We start from the raw sequence: 22,235 nt of genomic DNA on the forward strand, positions 1-22,235 counted from the left end.
TATTTGCGGGTCTCTCATTATATCTGCGCTTTCTTATGATTTATTTGCGAGTTTTTCATTATATCTGCGCTTTCCTCTGGTTTATCTGCGAATTTCGCATTATAGTAGTACTTCTCAAAAAAAGGCTACTAGAAAATTCTAGTAACCTTTCTCTTTTTATTTACTATAGTATTCGACAATCCCGTCATAGATTGCTTGAGCAAAAATTTCTGCATATTTATCACTTGTTAATTTGTTGCGGTCTTCTGCATTTGAAACGAAGCCTAGCTCTACTAATATAGCTGGCATGACAAGACCTTTAACTACATAGTAATCCACACGTTTGACGCCGCGATTATTCATATTTGCTTGCTTGACAATTTGCGTGTTAACTGCTGTTGCTAAAGCGAAATCTTCTTTTTCGTTATCATTCGAGGTCACACTGTAATAGGTTTCCGTTCCTTTAGCCGACGAGCTAGCTGAGTTTACATGAATGCTGACGAATACTTCACCATAGTTATTTTTAGCAAAATCTACACGATCCTGTAACGATGGGTACGTATCTCCAGTGCGCGTCATTTTTACAATTGCGCCACTAGCTTCAAGTTTTGCTTTTACTAAGTTCGACACTTTCAATGTAATTTCTTTTTCTTGGATTGTTTTACCATGTGTTGTTCCTGGGTCTTTACCACCATGACCTGGATCAATGACGATAATGCGACCAGCTATTTTTGAGCCTGTTTGATTAATAAGGCGTAAATATGTTTTGTGCACATAGCCTGTTACACCATTATGCGTAACATTTGCCCAGTTTCCTGAAATTGAATGCACCTCTACAAGTGTACCGCGATTGATTCTTCCTAATGAAGCAGAAGAGCCCGATGCAGTTTGACGAATATGCAATCCATCTACCGTTGCGCTACCGATTGTTTTTGTATTCAACGTTGGTGGCTCAACTGGTGTTGGAGGTATTTCAGGCTCTGGGTCTGGATTAGGTGTTACAACAGGTGGCGTTTCTTCTTCACCACCATTGTTAGGCTCTCCTTCTCCACTGTTGTCATTATTATCCGTTGGCGGCTCAACAATAATATCCGTTGTTTGTGAAATGCGAACATAGCCTGGAATACCATTTTGCTCTGTTAAATACCAATTTCCTGTTGTTCCATATACTTTAATTGTTGCTTCATCTGCGAATTTCTCCACCGTTTGACTGTTAACATCACGTGTTTTATAAAGGTTGACTTCTCCAAAGGCTTTTACTTCTTTACTTACCTTGCTTAGAGCTTGTCCATCAGCAGCTAATAGCTCAGCGTAATCTTTAGAAATATAAGCATAGCGTCCATCATAAGCAACCTTTAACCAGCCATTTGTGTTAACTTCATATAAATAAAGCGTTGTACCTGTATTGATTTTACCTAAAATGTTTGAAGCATTCGCCACGCTAGCTGAAGAGCGTACATTTAAGTTATCAGTAGTAGCACGTACTTGTCCAATTGCATCGGTAGCATTTGGTATCGTTACGCCTTTGACAGGTAAATCTAAACGATACTTTTCATCTTTTGCACGAGCAATAAATGATGCAAATTGCGAACGCTTTACAATCTCTGTTGCGTTATACTTCGTACCTGTTGTATCACCTTTTGTAATTCCGCTGTAATAAATAGCTGCAATATATTTATAATAAGCATGTGTTGGCTTAATATCTGTAAATGGTACTGTCAGCTTGCCGTATTCCTCTGCGTCTAATTTGAAGGCACTCACAAGCACTTTACTCATCTCATCACGTGTTAGCGGCACATTTGGCCCAAACTTGCCTGGCGAATATGCTGAGAAATAGCCTAATTCTATAGAGCGCTCCACGTAGCCTGATAATTCTGTGCCTATCTGAACGTCAGAAAAAGATGATTTTTGAACAACTAACGGCTTACTCCCGGTAGCCTCTACAACCATTTTCGCCACTTGTCCACGTGTCACAGGTGCATTTGGCTTAAATATTGTTTTGCCATTCTCCATATACCCCTTAATTACCCCTAAATTTACTAAGTAATTAATTTCTTCAGACGCCCCATGTGAAGTAGGAACATCGGCGAATCGTGCATTTGCATATACATTATGTATATTAAACATTGACATTATGACAACAATTAACAGCAGGCTGACTTTTTTGAAAGACAATGCCTCTTTTCCTCCCTTCTACTTTACCAATTTTAATTGTAACAAAAATTTCCCTACTGCGAAATCTAGATTTCGACTTTCTTCTCCCTTTTTTGTGAAAACCTCATGCTACCATATCATTTGACGTATTAATACCGCAAAAAGTTACAAATTTTATAAAAATTAGCTATCTAAAAAATAGGCGAGTTGCACTACTTTCTAGATAGCTTTTGTTCATTTAGAAAAGTGATAGCTCAAAACACTCTATCAATTAATTGCATCGGGATTTTGAATTACTCTTCTAGTATGCATCCCTTCACTTATAGAGACGGGGGACTTCTGTACCTGCTACTGATGCTTTGCTTTCACACAGAAAAGATTTGTCGCTACACTTCCTCAACAGAAAACATGTGCTATTTCGTTTTTGGTACAATAAACATTGCCATTGCCTCTTTGCTTTTGCGCAGTAAAAATTGCCGCTGTCGCTTTGCTTTCGCGCAGTAAACATTGCTGAATCAAATTCAATTATTGTTGCTGTGCTCTGTTAATAAATGCTTCAAGGTGTGTCAATGTTACATAATCATTTACTGCAAATGTACCATCACCTTTGCCAACAGTAATACCCGTCGATGCCAATGTTGCCACATACTCACTCGCCCAATGTGATGTAGGTACATCTGTAAATGTTGGCGCATCGCCCTGTTGTTGCAAATCAAATGCTACAACTAAAACCTTAGCTAGCTGTGCACGTGTTATAGGTGATGCAGGATTAAACTTTCCATGCTCGTCTCCAGAGAAAACACCAAGCTGGCTTAATGCTGATACTGCACCTGCGTATTTTGCTGATGGCTTTACATCTGCAAACGGTGAGTTTGTATCAGATGTATCAAGATTTAATGCTTTTGCTAATTGAATCGCTACTTCGCCACGTGAAGTATATACAGAGAAATCGATTTGTGCATTTTTTACTTCTGCCTTCGCTACTTCAATAGTTGAAAAATTCGCTACACGTTTCGCACCGATATAACGTTTTGCCCAGTACGATTCATTAATATTCGATACACTTACACCTCTGCTTGTTTGTGAATGAATAAATTTTTGATCTCCTATGTAAATTCCTACATGTGATACACCTGCTCCAGATGTATTAAAAAATATTAAATCGCCTGCTTGTAAATTTCCCTTGGTAACCGATTGCCCTTGCCCATATTGTGAGCCAGATGTACGTGGCAATGAAATACCTAGATCGCTAAATACTTGGCGTGTAAAGCCTGAACAATCAAAGCCTCGCGTTGTCGTTCCTCCATATACGTATGGTGTTCCAATATATTGATAAGCCGATGTCGTCAATTGATCTACAGATGCTGCGTCTGCCTCATGTGCATCTGTTCCTGCAAAAATCATAAATGCGGCAAATACAGGTAATAAAACTCGTTTTTTCAAAATGTATTATTTCTCCTTTCAGAACTACCTTGGCTGTAAGCCCACTTAAAAGACTACCATAGAAAAACATGCTATAACTTTTCACTTGTGTAACAGTTTATAAAATGACAAAAAGCGCGAAACACCAGCATTGAAGCTGTATTTTCGCGCTTTTTTGTCTATTTTGCTCGTAATATATGTGGCAACTCCGTAACTACATTGTAATATTGGGCACCTTTATTTAACAGTCTTACTTTTATTTACTTGCAAAGTGTTGTACCCAATAATATTGTCCATTAGCTGCACACTTAATGCCGATACCAATATGTGTATAGCTTGACTTTAAAATATTTTCCCTATGTGTAGTAGATGCCATCCATGCATCTGTAACAGCCTGTGCACTATTAAAATTCCGTGCGATATTTTCGCCAAAGCTTGTATAAGGATAATCAAATAGTTCAGCCATGTCCCATGGCGCACCGTAATGTGGTGATTCGTGATCAAAATAATCTCGTTGAATCATATCCTGTGCTTTAATAACCGCTAGCTGCGTTAAATGAGGGTCATGCTGTAAAGGCTTTAACCCATGCTTATGTCTATGTTGATTTACCATCACAATAGCTTCCTTAGCGAAGTTCCCTTTTTCATTCACTGTTGGTATATAGCTTTTCACAAGATAATCATAAGCAAATTCACGCTTTTCTATCTTTTTTTGAAATGCCATTCCTCTCGATATGAATGCCGCTAAATGAGCGCGTGTCACATAGGCTGTCGGTTCAAATTTACTAACCGTTTTTCCTGTAATGATTTCAATATCTGCCAAGGATTCGATATAATCCTTCGCCCAATAGTCCTTTGGTAAATCTTTAAATGATGCAGTATTCTGAGCATCTGTCGTAATATTAAATGCCAATGCAATCATTTTGGCAATATGTGCCCGCTGAAGTGGTTCATCTGGTTGAAAAAATTCACCATTTTGAATAATTCCTAATTGTGCTAACTGACCAATTTCCTCATAGTAAGGATGCGTTGTTGGGACATCCTTTGCATGTAAAATAAAATCTGTGGAAGACACTTTGCCTATTGCCCGCGCAATAATTGCAGTAGCCTCCGCCCTTGTAGTCAATTCATTTGGTCGAAAGGTGCCGTCTTCGAAGCCTTTCATATACCCTGCATTTACTAATTGCATAATTGCTGGCGTCGCCCAATAAGAGCTAGTTAAATCTTTAAAGTGAGCATTCGCATATACAGGTTTTTGCCAAATTATAGAAAAAACCAACAAGACAACAATCAAAATTTTTTTCATCGTTACACCCCAATACTAGGAATAGGAGTGTCTGAAAAAACCTTTTAAGACACTTCCTTTGCGCCGTGAATAGTGACACCTTGGATTTGTTACCTAACGCTTCGCTTTCACACTAAAAACCTCCATGGTTTTTAGCAAATATTTATTAGAGAAGCTAAGGCTGTCTGAAAAGACAAACCCTTTCAGACAGCCCTATTAAAGCTTTACTTTATAACCCTAATTCTAATTCATAACGAGTTAAAAATGTATAATTTGTTACTAACACTTTATCCTCTGGCGCTAATTTATCGTAAGCTCTGCGTGCTGATTTTACTTTTGACTCAAAGCTACGTACGGTTGGATCAATTTGATCGATTGTGTTAATGACCTTTTGCGCATTTTTTATACTCTTTTCAGCATTTTTTAAAATATCGTAATTATGCACTTGCTTTTTCAATGCAGAAGGTAATGCTTTATATAAATCTAGCGCCTTCTCCACGTCAGTGAGATATGTGCTAGCGCTCGAAGATAGACCAGCAATTGTACGAATAACGTTTTCTACGCCTTCAACATTTGTAATTGCCTCTTGTAGCTTGTAGTAATTCGTGACACGCATCTTTTCTTCAGCTGATAATCTACCATAAGCTGTTTGGGCTGCCTGTAAGTTCCCCATGTAATATTTATCGGAAGGCTTCAATTTTTCAATTAGCTCATAAACATGTACAATGCTCGATAAGTCTGTGTAATCAGACATATTCGTTACAAATGCTTGCTGCTCATTGTTTAACTTCGCTAAAGCTTTTTGAATATTAGTTACTTGCTTCGCCAAATCGTTACGTGGATTTGATAAACCCTCAATTAATTTAATAACTGTTTCAACTGGCTTAATATAGTTTTCCTCAGCCTTTAAATCGTTCAGCAATGTTACGCCACGTTTATTTGCAGAGCTTAATGAGTTATAAGCCGCACGTGCTGCCTTCACGTTAGCTACGTATTCTCTCGGATTGCTCCCTTTAATTGCACGAATCATATCATCAACTCGCGCGCCACCTTGCACATTTAATTCTTGCTCTAATAAACGAGCATAGTTCGAAATTTGTGCTTTATCGCCTGCTGATAATGCATTGTAAGCAGTACGTGCCTTCGTTACATCCTCAACGAATGTTTTACTTGATTCTTTAATAAGTGAAATTTGCTCCATCACCTTGAAGATTGGTGCCAATTCCGTTACCAAGCGCTGCTCATTCGTCACAAGTGCACGGTCTGCAAAGCTTAATTTTTCATGTGCCTTTATCGCTGACTTGTATTGTGAAATAAATCTCGTTGTGTTCGATGGATCAAGTGCGGCAATATCTTCTGTTAGCTTTAATACAGGCTTCACCGCTTTTTCGCGCGCTGTTAAATCTTTAATATTGCTGACCATGCGCTGCTCGTCTTTTGACAATCCATTATAGGCTTGACGCGCGTCAATTAGCTTTTGTATATAATCTGTAGCCGTTGGAATTGCCTCGCGAATTAGTTGCTCCACATCCTCAACTGAGCCCTTCATTTCATCGCCGCGTTCTAATAAATCCGCATTCACAACTTTTTGCTTATCAGTATCTGAAAGCTTCGCATACTCGTCTTTTGCCTCCTTCAACTTCACTAAATAATCCTTGCTTGATGTTTTTAAATCGGCAATCATACCGATTACTCGTGCTGGTGCAATAACAGATTCAAGCGTACTATGATTGAACACATAAACATTTTGAGCTAAATTTAACTTGTCATATGCCTTGTTAGCAGCTTCTACCTTTTTCGCATAATTTTTCGCGTCTGCCTTCGTAGCTGTTGGTAGATCTCCAATCAACTTTATAACCTTACTAGCAGCCTTATAATTTTTTTCAATCATTTGGAACTCTTTATAGTTTGTCACGAGATTTTTTTGTTTTACTGTTTTGTAAAGCTCTTTAATCTGGTTAATTTCCTGACCTACTCCTGCTTTGTCTGTTAGCGATTGTAAACCCGTAATTTTATCAACAACTTGCTTCGCAACATCTAAATTTTCTTTAGCGATACTCAATTTAGCGTAATATTTACTTTTGAGCATATCTAACATCGGCTTATACGTATCTTCAGTGAATTGCCCCTCAATACTTTCATAATCCGCTTTAAGTTTTGCCACCTGCTTCTCATAGTCTACATCTTTAGGTTTCAATGCATTCACATTTGCCATAAAATCTGCAACAGGCTTGAGAGCAATCAGCTTACCTTGATTGTATACATGCTCTTGATTTGTGCCTAAATTATTGTAAGCCTTTTGCACAGCTTGAATACGACTTAGTAATGCTGTTTTGCTGTAGTGAGCCGGCAGTGATTCGATATCCTTTGTCACTTTTAAAACAACGCTAAATTCTTTTTCGCGTGCCACTAAATCTTTATAGTTGTACACTAATTTTTTCGCATTTGCAGAAGCATTATTATATGCTTCTCGTATTTCATTTAACGTCTTTAATTTTTGGGCTGCTGGTTGCGCATCAATTCCATTAATTTTAATAATAATCGTATCTGCTGTTGCCAGTTCAGCCTGCATCGTCGTCAACTTTCCATCAGCTGCTTTTAATAGCGTTGTTTTTATGTGCTCATCAGAAACGACAATACTTGTTGCAGCATTATATGCAGCTCTTGCTTCCGTCACTTGAGTAGCATATGTTTCCACACCTTCTTTTGTCGAATTTGGTAGCTTTAAGCTAATAACTTGTGTTGTAATAGCTTCAAACTTCTCAAATTCTTCTAATCGTGCAAGATTTGTGACCAGTTGCTGACTTTTCGTCGGATTTCCAGATTTATCGCCCAATTTTTCATAAGCAACTCTTGCGGTAGTAACTTTCGATATAAAACTAGTATCTAACGATGGCTTTATCGCATCAATCATTTTTACAACACTTGTTGCGCTCGTATTGCCCTTTTGAAACTCTTGTAACACATCGTATTTTGTAACAAGCTTTTTCTGTGCTGTCGACAGCGCCGTATAGGCATCTACTGCTGGTTTTAATTTTTCATGGGCATTGTTGACTGTGATACCTTTGATTAAGTCATCTACTTCATTCGCTTTTTCGATATCGATTGATGCGGCTTTTAGCTTTTCATAGTTAAATACACGTAGGTGATAAGGTGGTTCAATCGCTCCATATTCTGTTTCTAAGCTACTTACATCTGTGCGATATTTGTCAGAATCCCCCAACTTTAATGCATCAATACCTTCAACCACAAGTAGTACCTTTTCCAATTTCATAAGAATCGTTTGGTCAACATTTAACAGATGCTCATAGTCTTCTGCTAATTCAAGTGCTGTCTTCAAATCCTTCATCTTTGCTTTTAATGCACTAACCGATTTAAAAACGGTGTTGTCAATTTCATCGTAAAGTGTATCTGCTTTTTGGACAGCCTTTTGCACAGCTTCCGCTTTTGTTAGTGCTTCATAAGCTGTAAAGCCCGTTTCCGTTTTATAAGATTGCACAACTTTCTTTTCATCAGCATTTAGCCCCGTCGCATATGCTGCTCTTGCTGCTGTAATATCAGATGCGTATGATGTTTTATCAAGAAGCGTAAGCAGATTTTGTAAATGAGCCTGAATAAATTGTTCCGGCTTTACAATCACTTGTATACGTGATGTCAGTGTAGCATGGTTGGTAATCGTCTTATGTGCCAAAACTATATTATCAGGTTCTAGATTATCAACATACTTCAATTGACCTTTTATCTCATTTTTTTCAGTAGTTGGTACACCAAATGCTACCTTAAAATCATTTTGTATATTTTCTAGGTCCGTTAATGCATCATCATATCGCTTTTCTACAAGCGGCACCTTATCTATTAAAGTTTCCGATGTTAGTGATAGCGTAGTAATTTCCGTATTAATTTCTTTTAATTCTTCTACTAACGCTTTATGCGCCTCTACATAGATTAGTTTCGCTTCAATTACCTTATAAAGATCCACACCTATTTCACTTTCATCAAGAACATCAAAGGCAGCTTTTGCTGTTTCAAGGGCGGTAACTGTCGAATCTTCATTTAACTCTTTTAAATAATGCAATGTATTTGGGTCAATCGCATTCGCCACCACAGCAAACGGCAGCTGCTCATTTTGCTGAATGATTGGGGCTTGCTCATTGGCGCTTGCAAGTGTGGCAGGCGCAAGCAGTAAGCTCGCAAGTACTCCTACGCGTACTTTATTGTTCATTTAGTTCATCCTCTCGTACATAAGTTAACTTAGGCTATTTATCGGCAAAATTTGCATTTTTTCAAGTAAAAACGGAGATTTTACTATTAGATGCTGGCTATTCTATGTTTTAGGGGGTATTCTACGCTTTTCATGGATTCTATGAAATCTGAGGATGATTACAAATTTTCGTGGGTTATTCTACTCAATCCAAAAACTCCTTCATTATCCCATTAAAAAAGCTCTCGGGGCAACTCGCCCCGAAAGCCTCTATTCTATAGTGCGTCTGTATACAATGGACCTTCTGGTAAATAGTGCATCATATCAATTGCCTCTAAGCCATTTTTAATTTTCATTGTGTAGCCTAATTGATTGGTTGATAAATAGCCTGCTTTTGAGGCAATCATTTCTTCTAGCACGTATAAATAAGTTGTATCGATATCCTTCCATAGGCGATACGAGTGGATTAGATCCTCTAATGTTAAATGCTGATAATCTGTACCTGCGAACTGACCTTCCTTATTCACACGATACCAAATATCACCGTTATCACGAATCCATTTATTTTTTTCAGTTGCTAGTGCTTTTTGTACTGCAGTTGCTGCTTCAAGGTATTTTGCATCACCAAATTCATTATAGGCAAGTAATAAAATATTCATGCCACCAAGCAAATGGTTCATCGATGTATGTGTCGTTACATTTTGCTTCACTGGGAAGTAGTCAGGAATATAATAAGCATCCCTACTTACTCGAATCACATTATTGTTTGTTCTTTGAGAAATGATTAAATCTGCATAATTTCTCAGAGGCTCACGGTAATTTGGAATATCAAATTCCGCACCTGAATTATAGTAAAATAATGCAATTTGCTCATTAAAGCGCGTATCGATAAACGGTGCATGAATGCCATAGAGTCCTTTTAAATACGTGCTTGTCACTTCTGTTTCCCAATATGTTTTATTACCTTTAAACTTTTGTAAGCTAATAAATGAGTTTTTCACTAAATTGGCAAAATAGCGATCACCTTGCGCTTTAAATAACACAAGTGCGCGATCCTCTTTTACTAATAATAAATTGCGCCCAAAGCCTTGATAATTTTTCGGCATTGGCTCCGTCGTTGTGGCCATTTTATTAAATGGGCCTTCTGCAGTGTACCAATTGTTGCGTTTCTTATAGTTAGCTGCCGTTTCAATCATCCAGTTATTCATATGCTCATCTGTTTTAAATAAACGTTCGTTTGAATCCATATACCATGTATCCACAATATCTTGACCATTTGAAGCTAACGTATAAAATGAAAGTAAATCTGTGCCTAACCATGTATATGATAAAGCCTCGTACTCTGCACGTAAGTCACGCATATAACTAACGCCACCATTATCATACTTTTGTGTTAGCTGCTTCGAACGATAAGCTTGGCCTACCATGCGATCTCCTGCCAGCTTGTCATTTGTCATAAAACGCATCATCCCTGTTGGATAGCTAGATGAATCATAGCCAAATACATCATTCGAGTTTTTCGAGATTGGGAAACGGTCGTAACGGTATAAACGGAAATTTGTTACATTTAATTGTTTTTGGAATAAATCTACATTTATTTTCGCATCGCTTGTATTCGTCAATGTTGAAAAGACGAATTCATCACCATTCGTTAGGTGGCGCACAGTTGCTTTTAATGTGGCATGTGACCCAATTTTATATGTATAAATTGTATCTGTTGCGACACCAAAGTTTTCTGTTTTTGTTCCTTCTAATTTAATCGGTAATTCCGCACGGATGAATAACGGACTATCTCCTTTTGTCACCTGTACAAAATTCGCCTCTTTGCGGAATAATGTAAATTTCGATTGCTGCGCCGTTTCAATTGTGTAATCTTTTGGCGCAATTTCATTGTTCATCACGAGCGCACGATGAATCATAACTGCAAATGTGACACGATTGACTACAGCATGAGGGTCATAGCTACCATCTTCACGACCTGTTGTAATTCCATGCTGCGCTAAAATTTTTACATTTTCACGATGCTCTGGGCTAATTTTATCCCAATCTTTAAAGGTAATCGATTCTCCTGTATCCTTTAAACGAAAGGCATTTACTAATGCGGATGCCATCATTTCACGCGTTAATGGGTCTGCTACACCGAAACTGCCATCCTTTTTCCCTTTAAAAATCCCTGCTTTATATGTAGAAAATACGCCTGCCGCAAAGCTTGATTTTTCGCTTACATCTTTAAAAATTGGCTGATACGGTGCTTCTGGTAATTGTAGCGAACCTTTTAAAAGATTCGTTGCTTGCCCAACTGAAATCGTTAATGCTGGACGAAACTCACCATCTGGATAGCCGTTGATTGCACCAATTTCAACAAGCTGCATCACTTCATTTTTCGCCCAAAAACTACTCGATATATCGGCTAGCTTTTGAGGAACAGTGACATATTGCGTTTCTGCTGTAGGCTGTGCTGTCAATTCTTCATTGGGCTGTTCCTCAGTTGTCTCTTCCTCCACAGCCTTCTCTTCTTGCGTTTCTTCTGTTACTTGCCCTTCTACTGTTTCAGTTGCTAGTGCTTCTTCTACTGTCCCAACAAGCGGTTCGTTATTTTCCTGTCCCTCCGCGTAAATAGCCATTGGTGTCATGGTAGAACTAATTAACAATAGCACAAGTAATGTAGATAGTAGTTTTTTCATGCTGCAATAACTCCTTCTCTAACAAACTTTCTCTTATTTTTTGCTTCAATTTTTTTATTATACATGAATCGATATTCCAAAAATTGAAAAGATGGTGTAGCAAGCTACACCATCCTATATTTTATATTAAAATGTGCTTAGGTTTTATTACAGTTTGGTTACTTTGTGAAGACAAAGCAATACTGCATCAAATTAATAGTTTATTTGACCTGCAGAATACGTAAAGACACGTGGTGTAAATAGTAATAAGTTTTTAGCTGCATCACTTACTGTTGCACCATTTGCTAATTCAATTGTAAATGATGCCCCGTGTGTTAATGGTTGTGCTAACGTCAAATGAACTTGATTTTGACCATAAGAACCGATGCCATTTTGCACTACATTTGTCACAACAATTGGCGTATCTGGCACACCATTAGCGCCATTCATTTTCACTGTAAATGAATTCGCCAATACATTTATTAACGGCTCTGTGAATGTCATCACGATTTCATTCGCATGTGGCACAACGATATATCCCTGATTTTGTGGGCGTATGTTTTCATTTAAGTGGATAACATTACGATATGGGTCCATCGCTACAGTTGAATTCATTGCTTTCACATTGCTTATTGTAATGTTTGTTGCCAACTGTTGTGTGACTGTACTATCTCTCAATGTTAGTAAAACTTGATGGTTATTTGTTGATGACACTCTTGCACTTTCCACTACTGCTCCATCCACTATATAGTTAGCCGCATTGAAGCCTGTTAATCCATCTACTGCATGAGAGAATGTAATTAAAACTGTCTTATTATCTATCGCTAAATTCGGGTTATAAACAGTTGTTTCAACACTACGTACAGCAATTTTATTTTGGTTATTACCTAAATCTCCACCGCGCGTAAATTGAATTTGAGGTACATAGCTAACTGGTTGACCATATTCACTCACAATATTTCTCAATGTAACAGTTGTAAAGTAAGTAGCCCCTTGCTGATCTAACCCCTGTATATTTGCACTCGCTAATAATGTACTCAACTTCACACGAAGAACTTTGTCATTTGTTGGATGCTTAATAGGTACTACGGAAAGAGCAGATGGAATTTGGAGTGTTGCCCCTCCTGGTAATACATAGCTTCCTCTTAATTCTATTGCCGAAGATGCTGTTGGGTCAGCTAAATTACGATCAAATGTAATATCTAAATATTCTTCTCCTTTATCTATGACAACTGCCGAAGATAAATAGTTCGGAACTGAATTATCCGCTACAAAGTTAAACGCTGTTGAGAATGTATTCGTTTCTCCAGATAAGTCGGTAATATAACGACCAGGTGCTGATGTAATCGTTACATAGCCATTTAAATAACCATTTGTCGTCACAATATAAGCTTTTGGATCTTTCTCATCTTTCACAACTGTTGCGATGCCTGGTGCATATGAATTTTGTGATACTACAATATCAGCTATTGTTAACTGGCGAATTTCCTCTGAGAAAATCAATTTGAATTTTTTTGCTCCCAATGGCTCTACATTTAATATTGTTGGTAGTATGCCATCTTTATGTCCAACAGAAACGGTCGTTGTTAAAGAATTCGCTGGCGCCACATTATTAGCTAAGTCTACTAATGTACCAAAAGTAATTGTTACCATTGTACCTGGTGTAAGTTGAGCGCCGTTCGCATATGCATTTGTTAAATCATAAATAACCTCAGTCGCATTTTGACCAATCGTTCCTGTTACACCTGATACAAGTACACCATTTGCTAATTTAAATTGTGTAACACCAACCGTATTATTGACAGGCTCTGTAAATTTCACCTTAACACGTGTTGCACCTACATTTTCAACAGTCGCTACTGCTGGACCTGTTCTATCTGCTACAAATGAAGGGAAGTCATCATATTTAATCAGCGCTACACCTTTATCTGTTTTGATATCCTTGACAGTCACACGATAGCGTCCTTCTAAAGGTGTTGTTCCTTTAATTGTTACGACTAAAGATTTTTTATCAGCACTCAGCTCACCTTGTGATAGGTTGATTTTACCAAGTCGGTCAACGCCATTCACTTCTATAAGTTTATTAATCTCCACCTCATTCAACTTTGCAGCAAGTGCTACTGGTTGATTGAAGTCAATCTTAATTTGCCCAGCGTTAGGATTTGTTACCGCTACTACCTTTAAGTCTGGTACTTCGTATTTCACTTTTGCAGAAAATTCCATATCACTAATTTTGAAAGTTACATCTGTTTCAATGTTTTCAACTAACGGTTTTGGCAACGTCACTGTGTATGCTTTATCATCTGATAATGTCACTGAAAGTTTGTCAGCCGCTATCACTTCTATCTTTTTCACTGTTACTACATATTTCACTTTTGCAGAGTATTCTACTTCATCAATTTTGAAAGTTACATTTGTTTCTACATTTCCAACTAATGGTTTTGGTAATGTCACTGTATGTGTTTTGTTGTTTGATAATGTGACAGAAAGTTTATCAGCCGCTGTCACCTCCACCTTCATCACCGTTAATGCTGGCTCTTTCGTTGGGATTTCTGCATTTAACACATGATATAGGAAGTAGGCGAACTCTCCTCGTTTGGTTGCATCCTTAGGATTGTACGCAGCACCTTTGACAATATCATAGTAATCTAGTACCGTAATCGCATCTTGATGCGTTGTACGATGTAAATCTGAAAGTGTACTTGTAAACCCTTGATTTTTGACATGCTGTACATAAGCAAAATCATTGATAACTGTGAATGCACGTACAAGTACGGATGCCATTTGATCACGACGAAGGTCATTTTGATGCAATAGCTTGCCACCATCGCCATTGAACACACCTACATCTTTTACAAGCGCCGCATATTGTAACAGCTCATCCTGAGATTTAGGTGTTAAATCTGTAAAGCGCATTTTCGTTTTATAATCACTTGGAATTTCGTGACCTAATGATACTAAATATTTCCCTAAAAGCTTCACAACATCTGAACGTGTTAATGTTTGATTTGGTCGGAATGTCCCATCAGGATAACCTGTAATTACTTGCGCCTCAACTAAAGCGTTAATTTCGTTTGTATACATATGGTTATTTAAATCTTTAAAAGATGCCGCACTTGCGACAGGTACAACTGCTGATGCTACTACTGCTACCGCAGCTGTAGAGGCTAACATTTTTTTATATGATTTTTTCATTCATTTTTCCTCCTTTAATAGAAATGCTAAAATCACAAGCTATTGCTATTTTAACATTTTTTTTGCTCTTTTGGTGCCTTGCTTCGTTTTTACATAAACTTAGACGTAGTTTTTCAGAAGAAGTTACAGTGATTTTTGAGTTTTAGAAATATTTGCGGGTTCTCAGATTTATTTGCGACTTTCCCCAGGATATCTGCGGGTTCTCAGATTTATTTGCGATTTTCCCGGGGATATTTGCGGGTTCTCGGATTTATTTGCGGCTTTCCCGGGGATATTTGCGAGTTCTCGGATTTATTTGCGGCTTTCCCGGGGATATTTGCGAGTTCTCAGATTTATTTGCGACTTCCCCGGGGATATTTGCGAGTTCTCAGATTTATTTGCGACTTTCCCGGGGATATTTGCGGGTTCTCCCATTTATTTGCGACTTTCCTGGGGATATTTGCGGGTTCTTTGATTTATTTGCGACTTTCCCGGGGATATTTGCGGGTTCTTTGATTTATTTGCGACTTTCCCGGGGATATTTGCGAGTTCTCGGATTTATTTGCGACTTTCCCGAAGATATTTGCGGGTTCTCAGATTTATTTGCGACTTTCCCCGGGTTATTTGCGGGTTCTCCCATTTATTTGCGACTTTCCCCGGGATATTTGCGAGTTCTCGAATTTATTTGCGACTTTCCCTTATAGAAATCAAATATTTTCTGCCTTTTTTATCTCCTTTGTGTGAATAGTTTAGTTTTTTTAGTAGTCGGCTTGCTGCGTAAATTGAATTCACTCCCATGAATTTACGAAATTCGATATTAGTAATCCATTCGTTTATTAATAGACTATAGTCCTCAAGTGCTTGTTGTAACATTGTGCCGTTATCCTTTGTTTGGCATTTAGGACAGATGAATCCTCCATACTGAAATAGCATTTGTGTCTTATCATCGCATTGTTTACAAAGTACACCTACGCAAATTTTCGCTTTATCAATATTTAATTTGGGATTAGGGGTTGTATGCATTTGAAGTAACTCATTTTTAAGCTGTTGAAGCTGCTTTATTGTTAACTGTGGTTTATACATCGCGAGAAGCTTGCGGATATAAAATTCTAGGCCACTACAATGAATTATTGGCTCATTTTGAGGCATTTGACCAATAATCGTTTTGGGGTGAGCTAGTACTATCACATAAACAACTGGTAAAGTGGGGAATAGCTGTCGTAGGAAGCGTTGGTGACGACGTACTTGATCAAGGGGGTTTCTAAAGCCTTGGGGTGTGCCATTTTCAAAAGTTCGAGTAAATTGGTGGCATTTTTCATCAAAATCAATGCGACCTGCAATGTTTTTAATTTCTACTATAAGAATAAATTTTTCACAAAGAAACAACGTATCCATTTGATGTGTAGCTGTACTGAAATCATGCAGTAAAAAATACATCTCCTCTAATTGCATATCGGACCAGCTACGATCTACATATCGCTCTCCTGCTACTCCTTGCTGTATCCGTATTAGCTCATCTTTCAGTTCAGGAAACCCTCGACGAATAGCAGCTTGCAATAAATATTCTTTGATTGGCCTTTCACGCGGCAAAATAACCATTCAACCCCTCCTTTTTTACAAATATTTTACTTTATTAAATTATTTTCAGCAATCACTAAAAGCCTATATTTCTTACTTAATATAAAACTAAGCTGCCTAGAAAATTTCTAGACAGCCTAAGTTTCTATAAACCCTTTGAATTATTGCCCTTCAATCACTTCCAAGAAATTAATTACCATTTTTGCAGTATGCGCACGTGTCGCAGATGCTGATGGCTTAAATTTCCCTTGATCTCCTGATGCAATATTTAATTCTTCAAGCATAGTAATCGCCGCAAGTGTTTCTTCATTATACTTACCTAAATCAGCAAATGACGGCTTGCCTTTTGGTACATATTTCTCACCTGTTGCATACTCATATGCACGATATAGCATTAATGCTAATTGTGCTCGAGTTACTTCACCTGCCGGGCTGAATTTATCGTCAGTACCTTTTGCAATACCGGCCTCAAAAATAGCGGCAATTTCCCCCTGTGTCGATGCTGCATAATTGTTAATATCGCTAAATGGTGCTCCACCATTTGCCTTTAAGCCTAACGCACGCGCTAAAATGGATGCAAATTGTGCACGTGTTACATTGGCATCTGGCTTCACTTCGCCATTTTCATTCCCCTTTAATAGACCCTTCGCAATCATTTTGTAAATATAGCTTGCTGCCCAATGATTAGCTGGTAAGTCTGTTGGTTGGAATGAAACAGGCTCTTCTTGTTGTTCATAATCATGATGTGTTGTTTCTGGTTTTTCAGGCTCTTGCTTTTCTTGCGGTTGAGTTTCTGATGCTGTTGATCCGTCACCCGAATTTGGATTTGGTGTTGGTCCTGGGTTTGAATCCGGTCCTGGATTTGGTGCTGGTCCTGGATTTGGTGCTGGTCCTGGGTTCGGGCTTGGTCCTGGGTTTGGATTTGGATTCGGTCCTGGGTTCGGGTTTGGCTCTGGATTTGAAGCTGGGTTTACCGTTACAGGAATAACAATATTGTTATTGCCATAATTCACTGTAATCGTTGTTGTACCCGATTCCTTCGCTGTTACTAAACCATTCGTTACTTCCACAATGCTATTATCAGCTACTGTATATGTCGCCTGTGCTGTTACATCGACAGTTGTGCTTGATTCAAATATTGTTGGACGAGATGGACCATCAACCATGGAAAATACATGATTTGATACAGATGGCTCATTCATTGCTACAGATGAAACGAATGTCAATTTATTTGAAGTTACTTCAGCTAGCTCTGCTTCGCTCACATTATTTGAAATATCCAATTCACTTGGCAAAGCTGTCGCTTCAAGCTTCGTCATTACACTTTGTGATGTGATAATTGAAATTGGTGTGCCATAAACCGTATGCTCACTTATATTGCCAGCTGCGTCTAAAATAACAATCGTGACAGAGTCCGTTGCAGTATTAAGTTGTGCTTCGACATCAAAGTCAAATGTTCCATCCTGCTGTAAAGTAACGAAATCATCTTCAATAATTTCGCCATCACGTGTTACAGCATATAATGCTGTTAATTTGCTATTCACATCATAGTTTAAACCATAAGATGCTAATAACCCTTTGTAATCAATATATTTATCGACTACTTTACCAGTTACTGCAATATTCGCAGTATCACCTGATGTAATTGTTGCTGTATCACCTGACGTTACCGAAGTCGGTGTAACCGTTACATCTTGCAACGTTGCAGTTGTCGATTTAACAAAGATTGGGCCAACATAGTCAGATATGATACCCGCCTGCGTCTCAGCAGTAAAATCAATCGTATAAACACCATCTGGAATAGCCACCATGCCACTACCACCCCACGGTGTATAGTTACCATTTACAACTAAACGCCATGAGCCAGCTCCTAAAGTTTGGGCCGCATGTAAATAGCCAATATAACCATCACCGTATACGCCACCTTCAGGATCTTCTAAATCCCAAAGCTCAATATAGTTTGTTCCTACATCACCTGTTAATGTAAATGTTAGTTCGGCACTGTCCTTAATGCCATCACCATTAAAGGATACATCTGTTGCAGAAATAGCCATGTCTTCAATTGCTGTCGGTGCCTCTCCACCAAAATCAGCTGCGAAAGGCAAAGAAATCGTTGTATGCGTTTCAGGTGTTGTTGTCGTTTTTTCCACAACATTTAACTGAATCGTTCCACCTTCCGTCATATTTAACTCGGCTCTATCTACTAATAATGACGTTTCTGTCGTAACAGATTGAGTTGGTATCAGATGAATATAGCCAAAAATTTCATCACCTAATTTAGCTGCGGTATTACGTGAGGCTGTTAATGTTACGGTTAATTGCTCCTCACCATTTAAAGTAAATGATGATTTATCAACCGTTACTTGTGCATCTCCAAAGCTTTGTAGCATATCAACTGAAACGCTGTAGTTTCCTCCTACACCATTCATATTGCGCACAATTATTTCTTTTGTTACTTGAATATTTTGTGCTTTAACTGGCTGCGGCCCAAATGTCACAGAGCCTTTTTCATGTGCTACGATTTGACCACTTGCATCACGTTTTGCAGAATCTTGTACATAGGCAAGGGCACTTGGAAATGCCGCCTCGTATGCATTTACACGTCCTGCGCCTTGATCAAATACATCATACTTCGATGTATTTAAAATATCTGCCGTATTTGCTAACGCTACTTTTACATCAAATGGTGTCCAACTTGGATTTGCTTGCTTTATCAATGCCGCAATCCCAGCAATATGTGGTGTAGCCATGGATGTACCTGTTTTGCGATCATATGCCTGTCCCGGATTGATTGGCTCGCCTGCAGCAGTATTTGTTTTATAAGTAGGCACTGTGGACATAATATTCGTTCCTGGCGCTACTACATCTGGCTTAATATCAAAGTTTGGCGTAGATGGACCGCGTGAGCTTGAATCATTTATCTCATCGCCAATCGATGTCAGTGCACCATATTCGCTAAAACTAATCGTTCCGACCGCTGAAGCTAAAGCATTGCGAATAGCCTGTCCATCTGTAACAGACATATCGAACGTTGGAATAAAATCAAAGGAATCGCCTAAAAATGTTCCAGAAGGTCCTGGTGCATTTGTGCCTCCTGAGAAATTATGAATAATTGCCCCGATTGCTCCAGCATTTTTAGCATGCTCGATTTTTTCCACAAAGGCGATATCACCGCGTGAAATAAGTGCAATTTTTCCATTAGCATTAATATTTGCATAATCAGCTGCTGCTCCAATATTTGGAACAGCAACTAATTCAAATTCACCGCTCAATTGCTGTGTTAAGTCTCCACCAAATGTCGTAGCCATTAAATTTAATTTTTTAGACAACTTAACATTACCAACTTCTATAGTAGCTACTGCATGATAGGCTTTTTCAGGATTCGTTGAATTGCCGACAGCTATTCCCAACGGTGCCGTTGAAGGTGTACCCAATGTTCCGCGATTCGGACCAGAGTTCCCTGTTGCAATAACAGCAATAACCCCCGCTAATGCAGCATTGTTAATGGCAAATGAGCTCGCATCATTTTCTGAATTCGAGCCACCGCCTAAAGATAGATTAATCACATCCATCTCCTGCTCAACAGCATATTCAATTGCCGCTACAATACCTGATGTTGCACCACTTCCATAAGCCCCTAATACACGATAAGAATATAAATCTACTTTTGGGGCAATTCCTTTAATTCCATATGAATTTGCACCGATTGCAGCAATCGTTCCTGCTACATGTGTCCCATGTGAAGTTGCATATGAACTTCCACGTGCATTGACAAGTGGCTGATTAGAAGGGCGCTCAGATGGTTTTGTTTCTGAGCCATCATTGGCATCACGTGGTGCTTTGTACATATTTGGATCATGTACAATAAAGTTTTTTCCACCTTTATAAATGCCTGCAAATTCTGGGTGTGTCGTATCGATACCCGTATCTAAAACGGCAACTTTAACACCTTGTCCCTCTATGCCCTCTGCCCATAGTTGCTCGATACCTAAAAATGAGTTGCTCGTATTCATATATGCTTCTACTTGGCCATCCGTTGAAGCTTCCTCTTCATAAGCATACACTTCAGCATCTGGCTCAATAAGAGTTATCCCTTCAATTTCAAGTAGCTTTTCTAAATCATCCGCTCTTATTTGTGCTGCAAAGCCATTTAATACGGTGTTAAAAGTATAGCCTTGCGTGAAGGAAATGTTTTCAACTACCATTTCTTGAATTACTTCTGCTTGCTGTGTTTGTACTACTTCTTCAATTCGTTGTGCCTCTGAAGCACTGAAGCTTCTTCCTTCTAAATCTCGAATTCCTTTTTCTAGTGCAACAGGTTTCTCTGATAAATGCACAATGACTGCAACTGAATTATTACCAGATAAATCCTGTAAATCAGGATGCAGCATTGCTGGTCCGTTAGAAATATTTAGTTGTTCGATTATTGCTGCTTTTGTTAGTAGTGTAGCTTCATCATTTGATTTTTTCTGCAAACTAAAATCGCTATCCGCCGACACCTGCATTGGCGAAAGCATACTGAGGATCATCATAACTGCTACGAAAATAGCAAAAAACTTAGTAACCCCTTTGTTCCTCAACAACAATTCCTCCCTCAAACAATTTAATTAGAATCTTCTACTGCTAAAAGCGAGTTAATAAAATAATTCTGCACTCCCCAAGGCTTTTCACTTAACTAATCAAATGTATACAGGCAGTTAGTCCACTCTTTACTTGAGTGAGAGTCGTGCTACAATTTCACCCTAGAAAGATTCCCACCAAAAAACAAAAAGATAAATGGGCGATAACTGTCTATAAAAAACCTGATTGAGGTCAACTTGATGTTGATTACATAAGTATTTCCTCAGGATATGAAGCACTTGGCTTGTGCTGTCAGCAAAGAACTAAAACCTCCTAACTGATTGAATTTTCTGTCTATTAACTCTAATCCTATCTACTTAAACAACAACTCTATTACAGGATGCTTGTCTAATCGAATAGGATACTATGACAATATATGCTTAAAAATATCATTCTATGTAAAAATATTTACAGATATCTATTGTGAATTTTAAAATTAGTTAAAATAGCGTAAAACGAGATTAAGATAAAATAAAGTGAACTATCGATCAGTAGGGCTTTTCTCATCCCTATTGATTGATTGATAGTAGAAGGGCGTAAACTTAAGAACTTCACATCCTGTAAAATACTTGTGTAACACTACCTCAATCAAGTTTTACAGATTGTTGATTCCCCACTTAAACATTCTAGTTTTGAAATAGGAGTCTTACATTTTGCTGTACCTGTCGTTATGCTTTTGGTACAAGAAACAAACATCTGTTAATACGAGGTAAAAATAAAGACGCAAGAAATCAAGAGTTTATTAATTGATTTCTTGCGCCTTATTTATTTCATAGTATTATGCTTAACTTTAACGATTTTCAATAACCGCTAAAAATTCGATGACCATTTTTGCTGCGTGCGCACGTGTCGCTTGTGCTGTTGGCATGAATTTTCCTTGGTCACCTGATGCAATACCTAATTCTTGAAGCATTGCAATCGCTGCAAGCGTTTCTTCATTATACTTACCTAAATCCGTAAATGTTGCATTACCTTGAGGCACGTATTTCTCACCTGTCGCGTATTCATATGCACGGTATAGCATTAAGGCTAGCTGTGCACGTGTAATTTCTCCTGATGGCATATATTTACCATCTGCTCCTTTTACAATACCAGCTTCGAAAACAGCTGCAATTTCAGCTTGTGTTGCCGCTGCATAGTTGCCTACATCACTGAATGG

The 22,235-nt window shown here is 38.3% G+C and carries 9 protein-coding genes; all 9 read right to left on the reverse strand.

The window, feature by feature from the left end; translation table 11 throughout:
• Nucleotides 1-156: 156 nt before the first annotated feature.
• Nucleotides 157-2,154, reverse strand: coding sequence for an N-acetylmuramoyl-L-alanine amidase (locus C9J34_RS14245; RefSeq protein ID WP_107840847.1), 1,998 nt, complete (start codon nucleotides 2,152-2,154; stop codon nucleotides 157-159).
• A gap of 504 nt (nucleotides 2,155-2,658) precedes the next feature.
• Nucleotides 2,659-3,576: a C40 family peptidase gene (locus C9J34_RS14250; RefSeq protein ID WP_107840848.1), complete on the reverse strand. Its 918-nt coding sequence runs from the start codon at nucleotides 3,574-3,576 to the stop codon at nucleotides 2,659-2,661.
• A 235-nt stretch (nucleotides 3,577-3,811) separates the two neighbouring features.
• Nucleotides 3,812-4,861 (reverse strand): CAP and S-layer homology domain-containing protein, encoded by a 1,050-nt coding sequence (locus tag C9J34_RS14255; RefSeq protein WP_107840849.1) that lies wholly within the window; start codon nucleotides 4,859-4,861, stop codon nucleotides 3,812-3,814.
• 208 nt (nucleotides 4,862-5,069) lie between these two features.
• Nucleotides 5,070-9,062 carry a hypothetical protein gene (locus C9J34_RS14260; protein WP_107840850.1) on the reverse strand — a complete coding sequence of 1,331 codons (3,993 nt, stop codon included), beginning with the start codon at nucleotides 9,060-9,062 and terminating at the stop codon, nucleotides 5,070-5,072.
• A gap of 254 nt (nucleotides 9,063-9,316) precedes the next feature.
• Nucleotides 9,317-11,725, reverse strand: a complete 2,409-nt coding sequence (locus C9J34_RS14265) for an S-layer homology domain-containing protein (protein ID WP_107840851.1) — start codon at nucleotides 11,723-11,725, stop codon at nucleotides 9,317-9,319.
• Nucleotides 11,726-11,917: 192 nt separating this feature from the next.
• A complete protein-coding gene (locus tag C9J34_RS14270; RefSeq protein ID WP_107840852.1) occupies nucleotides 11,918-14,899 on the reverse strand; it encodes an S-layer homology domain-containing protein in 2,982 nt (993 codons plus the stop codon).
• Between the two features lie 660 nt (nucleotides 14,900-15,559).
• Entirely contained in the window at nucleotides 15,560-16,477 is a 918-nt protein-coding gene (locus C9J34_RS14275) for a nuclease-related domain-containing protein (protein ID WP_107840853.1), read from the reverse strand.
• A 140-nt stretch (nucleotides 16,478-16,617) separates the two neighbouring features.
• Nucleotides 16,618-21,036: a S8 family serine peptidase gene (locus tag C9J34_RS14295; protein ID WP_193769017.1), complete on the reverse strand. Its 4,419-nt coding sequence runs from the start codon at nucleotides 21,034-21,036 to the stop codon at nucleotides 16,618-16,620.
• 830 nt (nucleotides 21,037-21,866) lie between these two features.
• Nucleotides 21,867-22,235 (reverse strand): S-layer homology domain-containing protein (locus tag C9J34_RS14300; protein WP_193769018.1); only part of this gene is annotated, 369 nt, incomplete at its 5' end.

The sequence above is a fragment of the Metasolibacillus meyeri genome (genome assembly GCF_003049505.1).
GTDB classification, from domain to species: domain Bacteria; phylum Bacillota; class Bacilli; order Bacillales_A; family Planococcaceae; genus Metasolibacillus; species Metasolibacillus meyeri.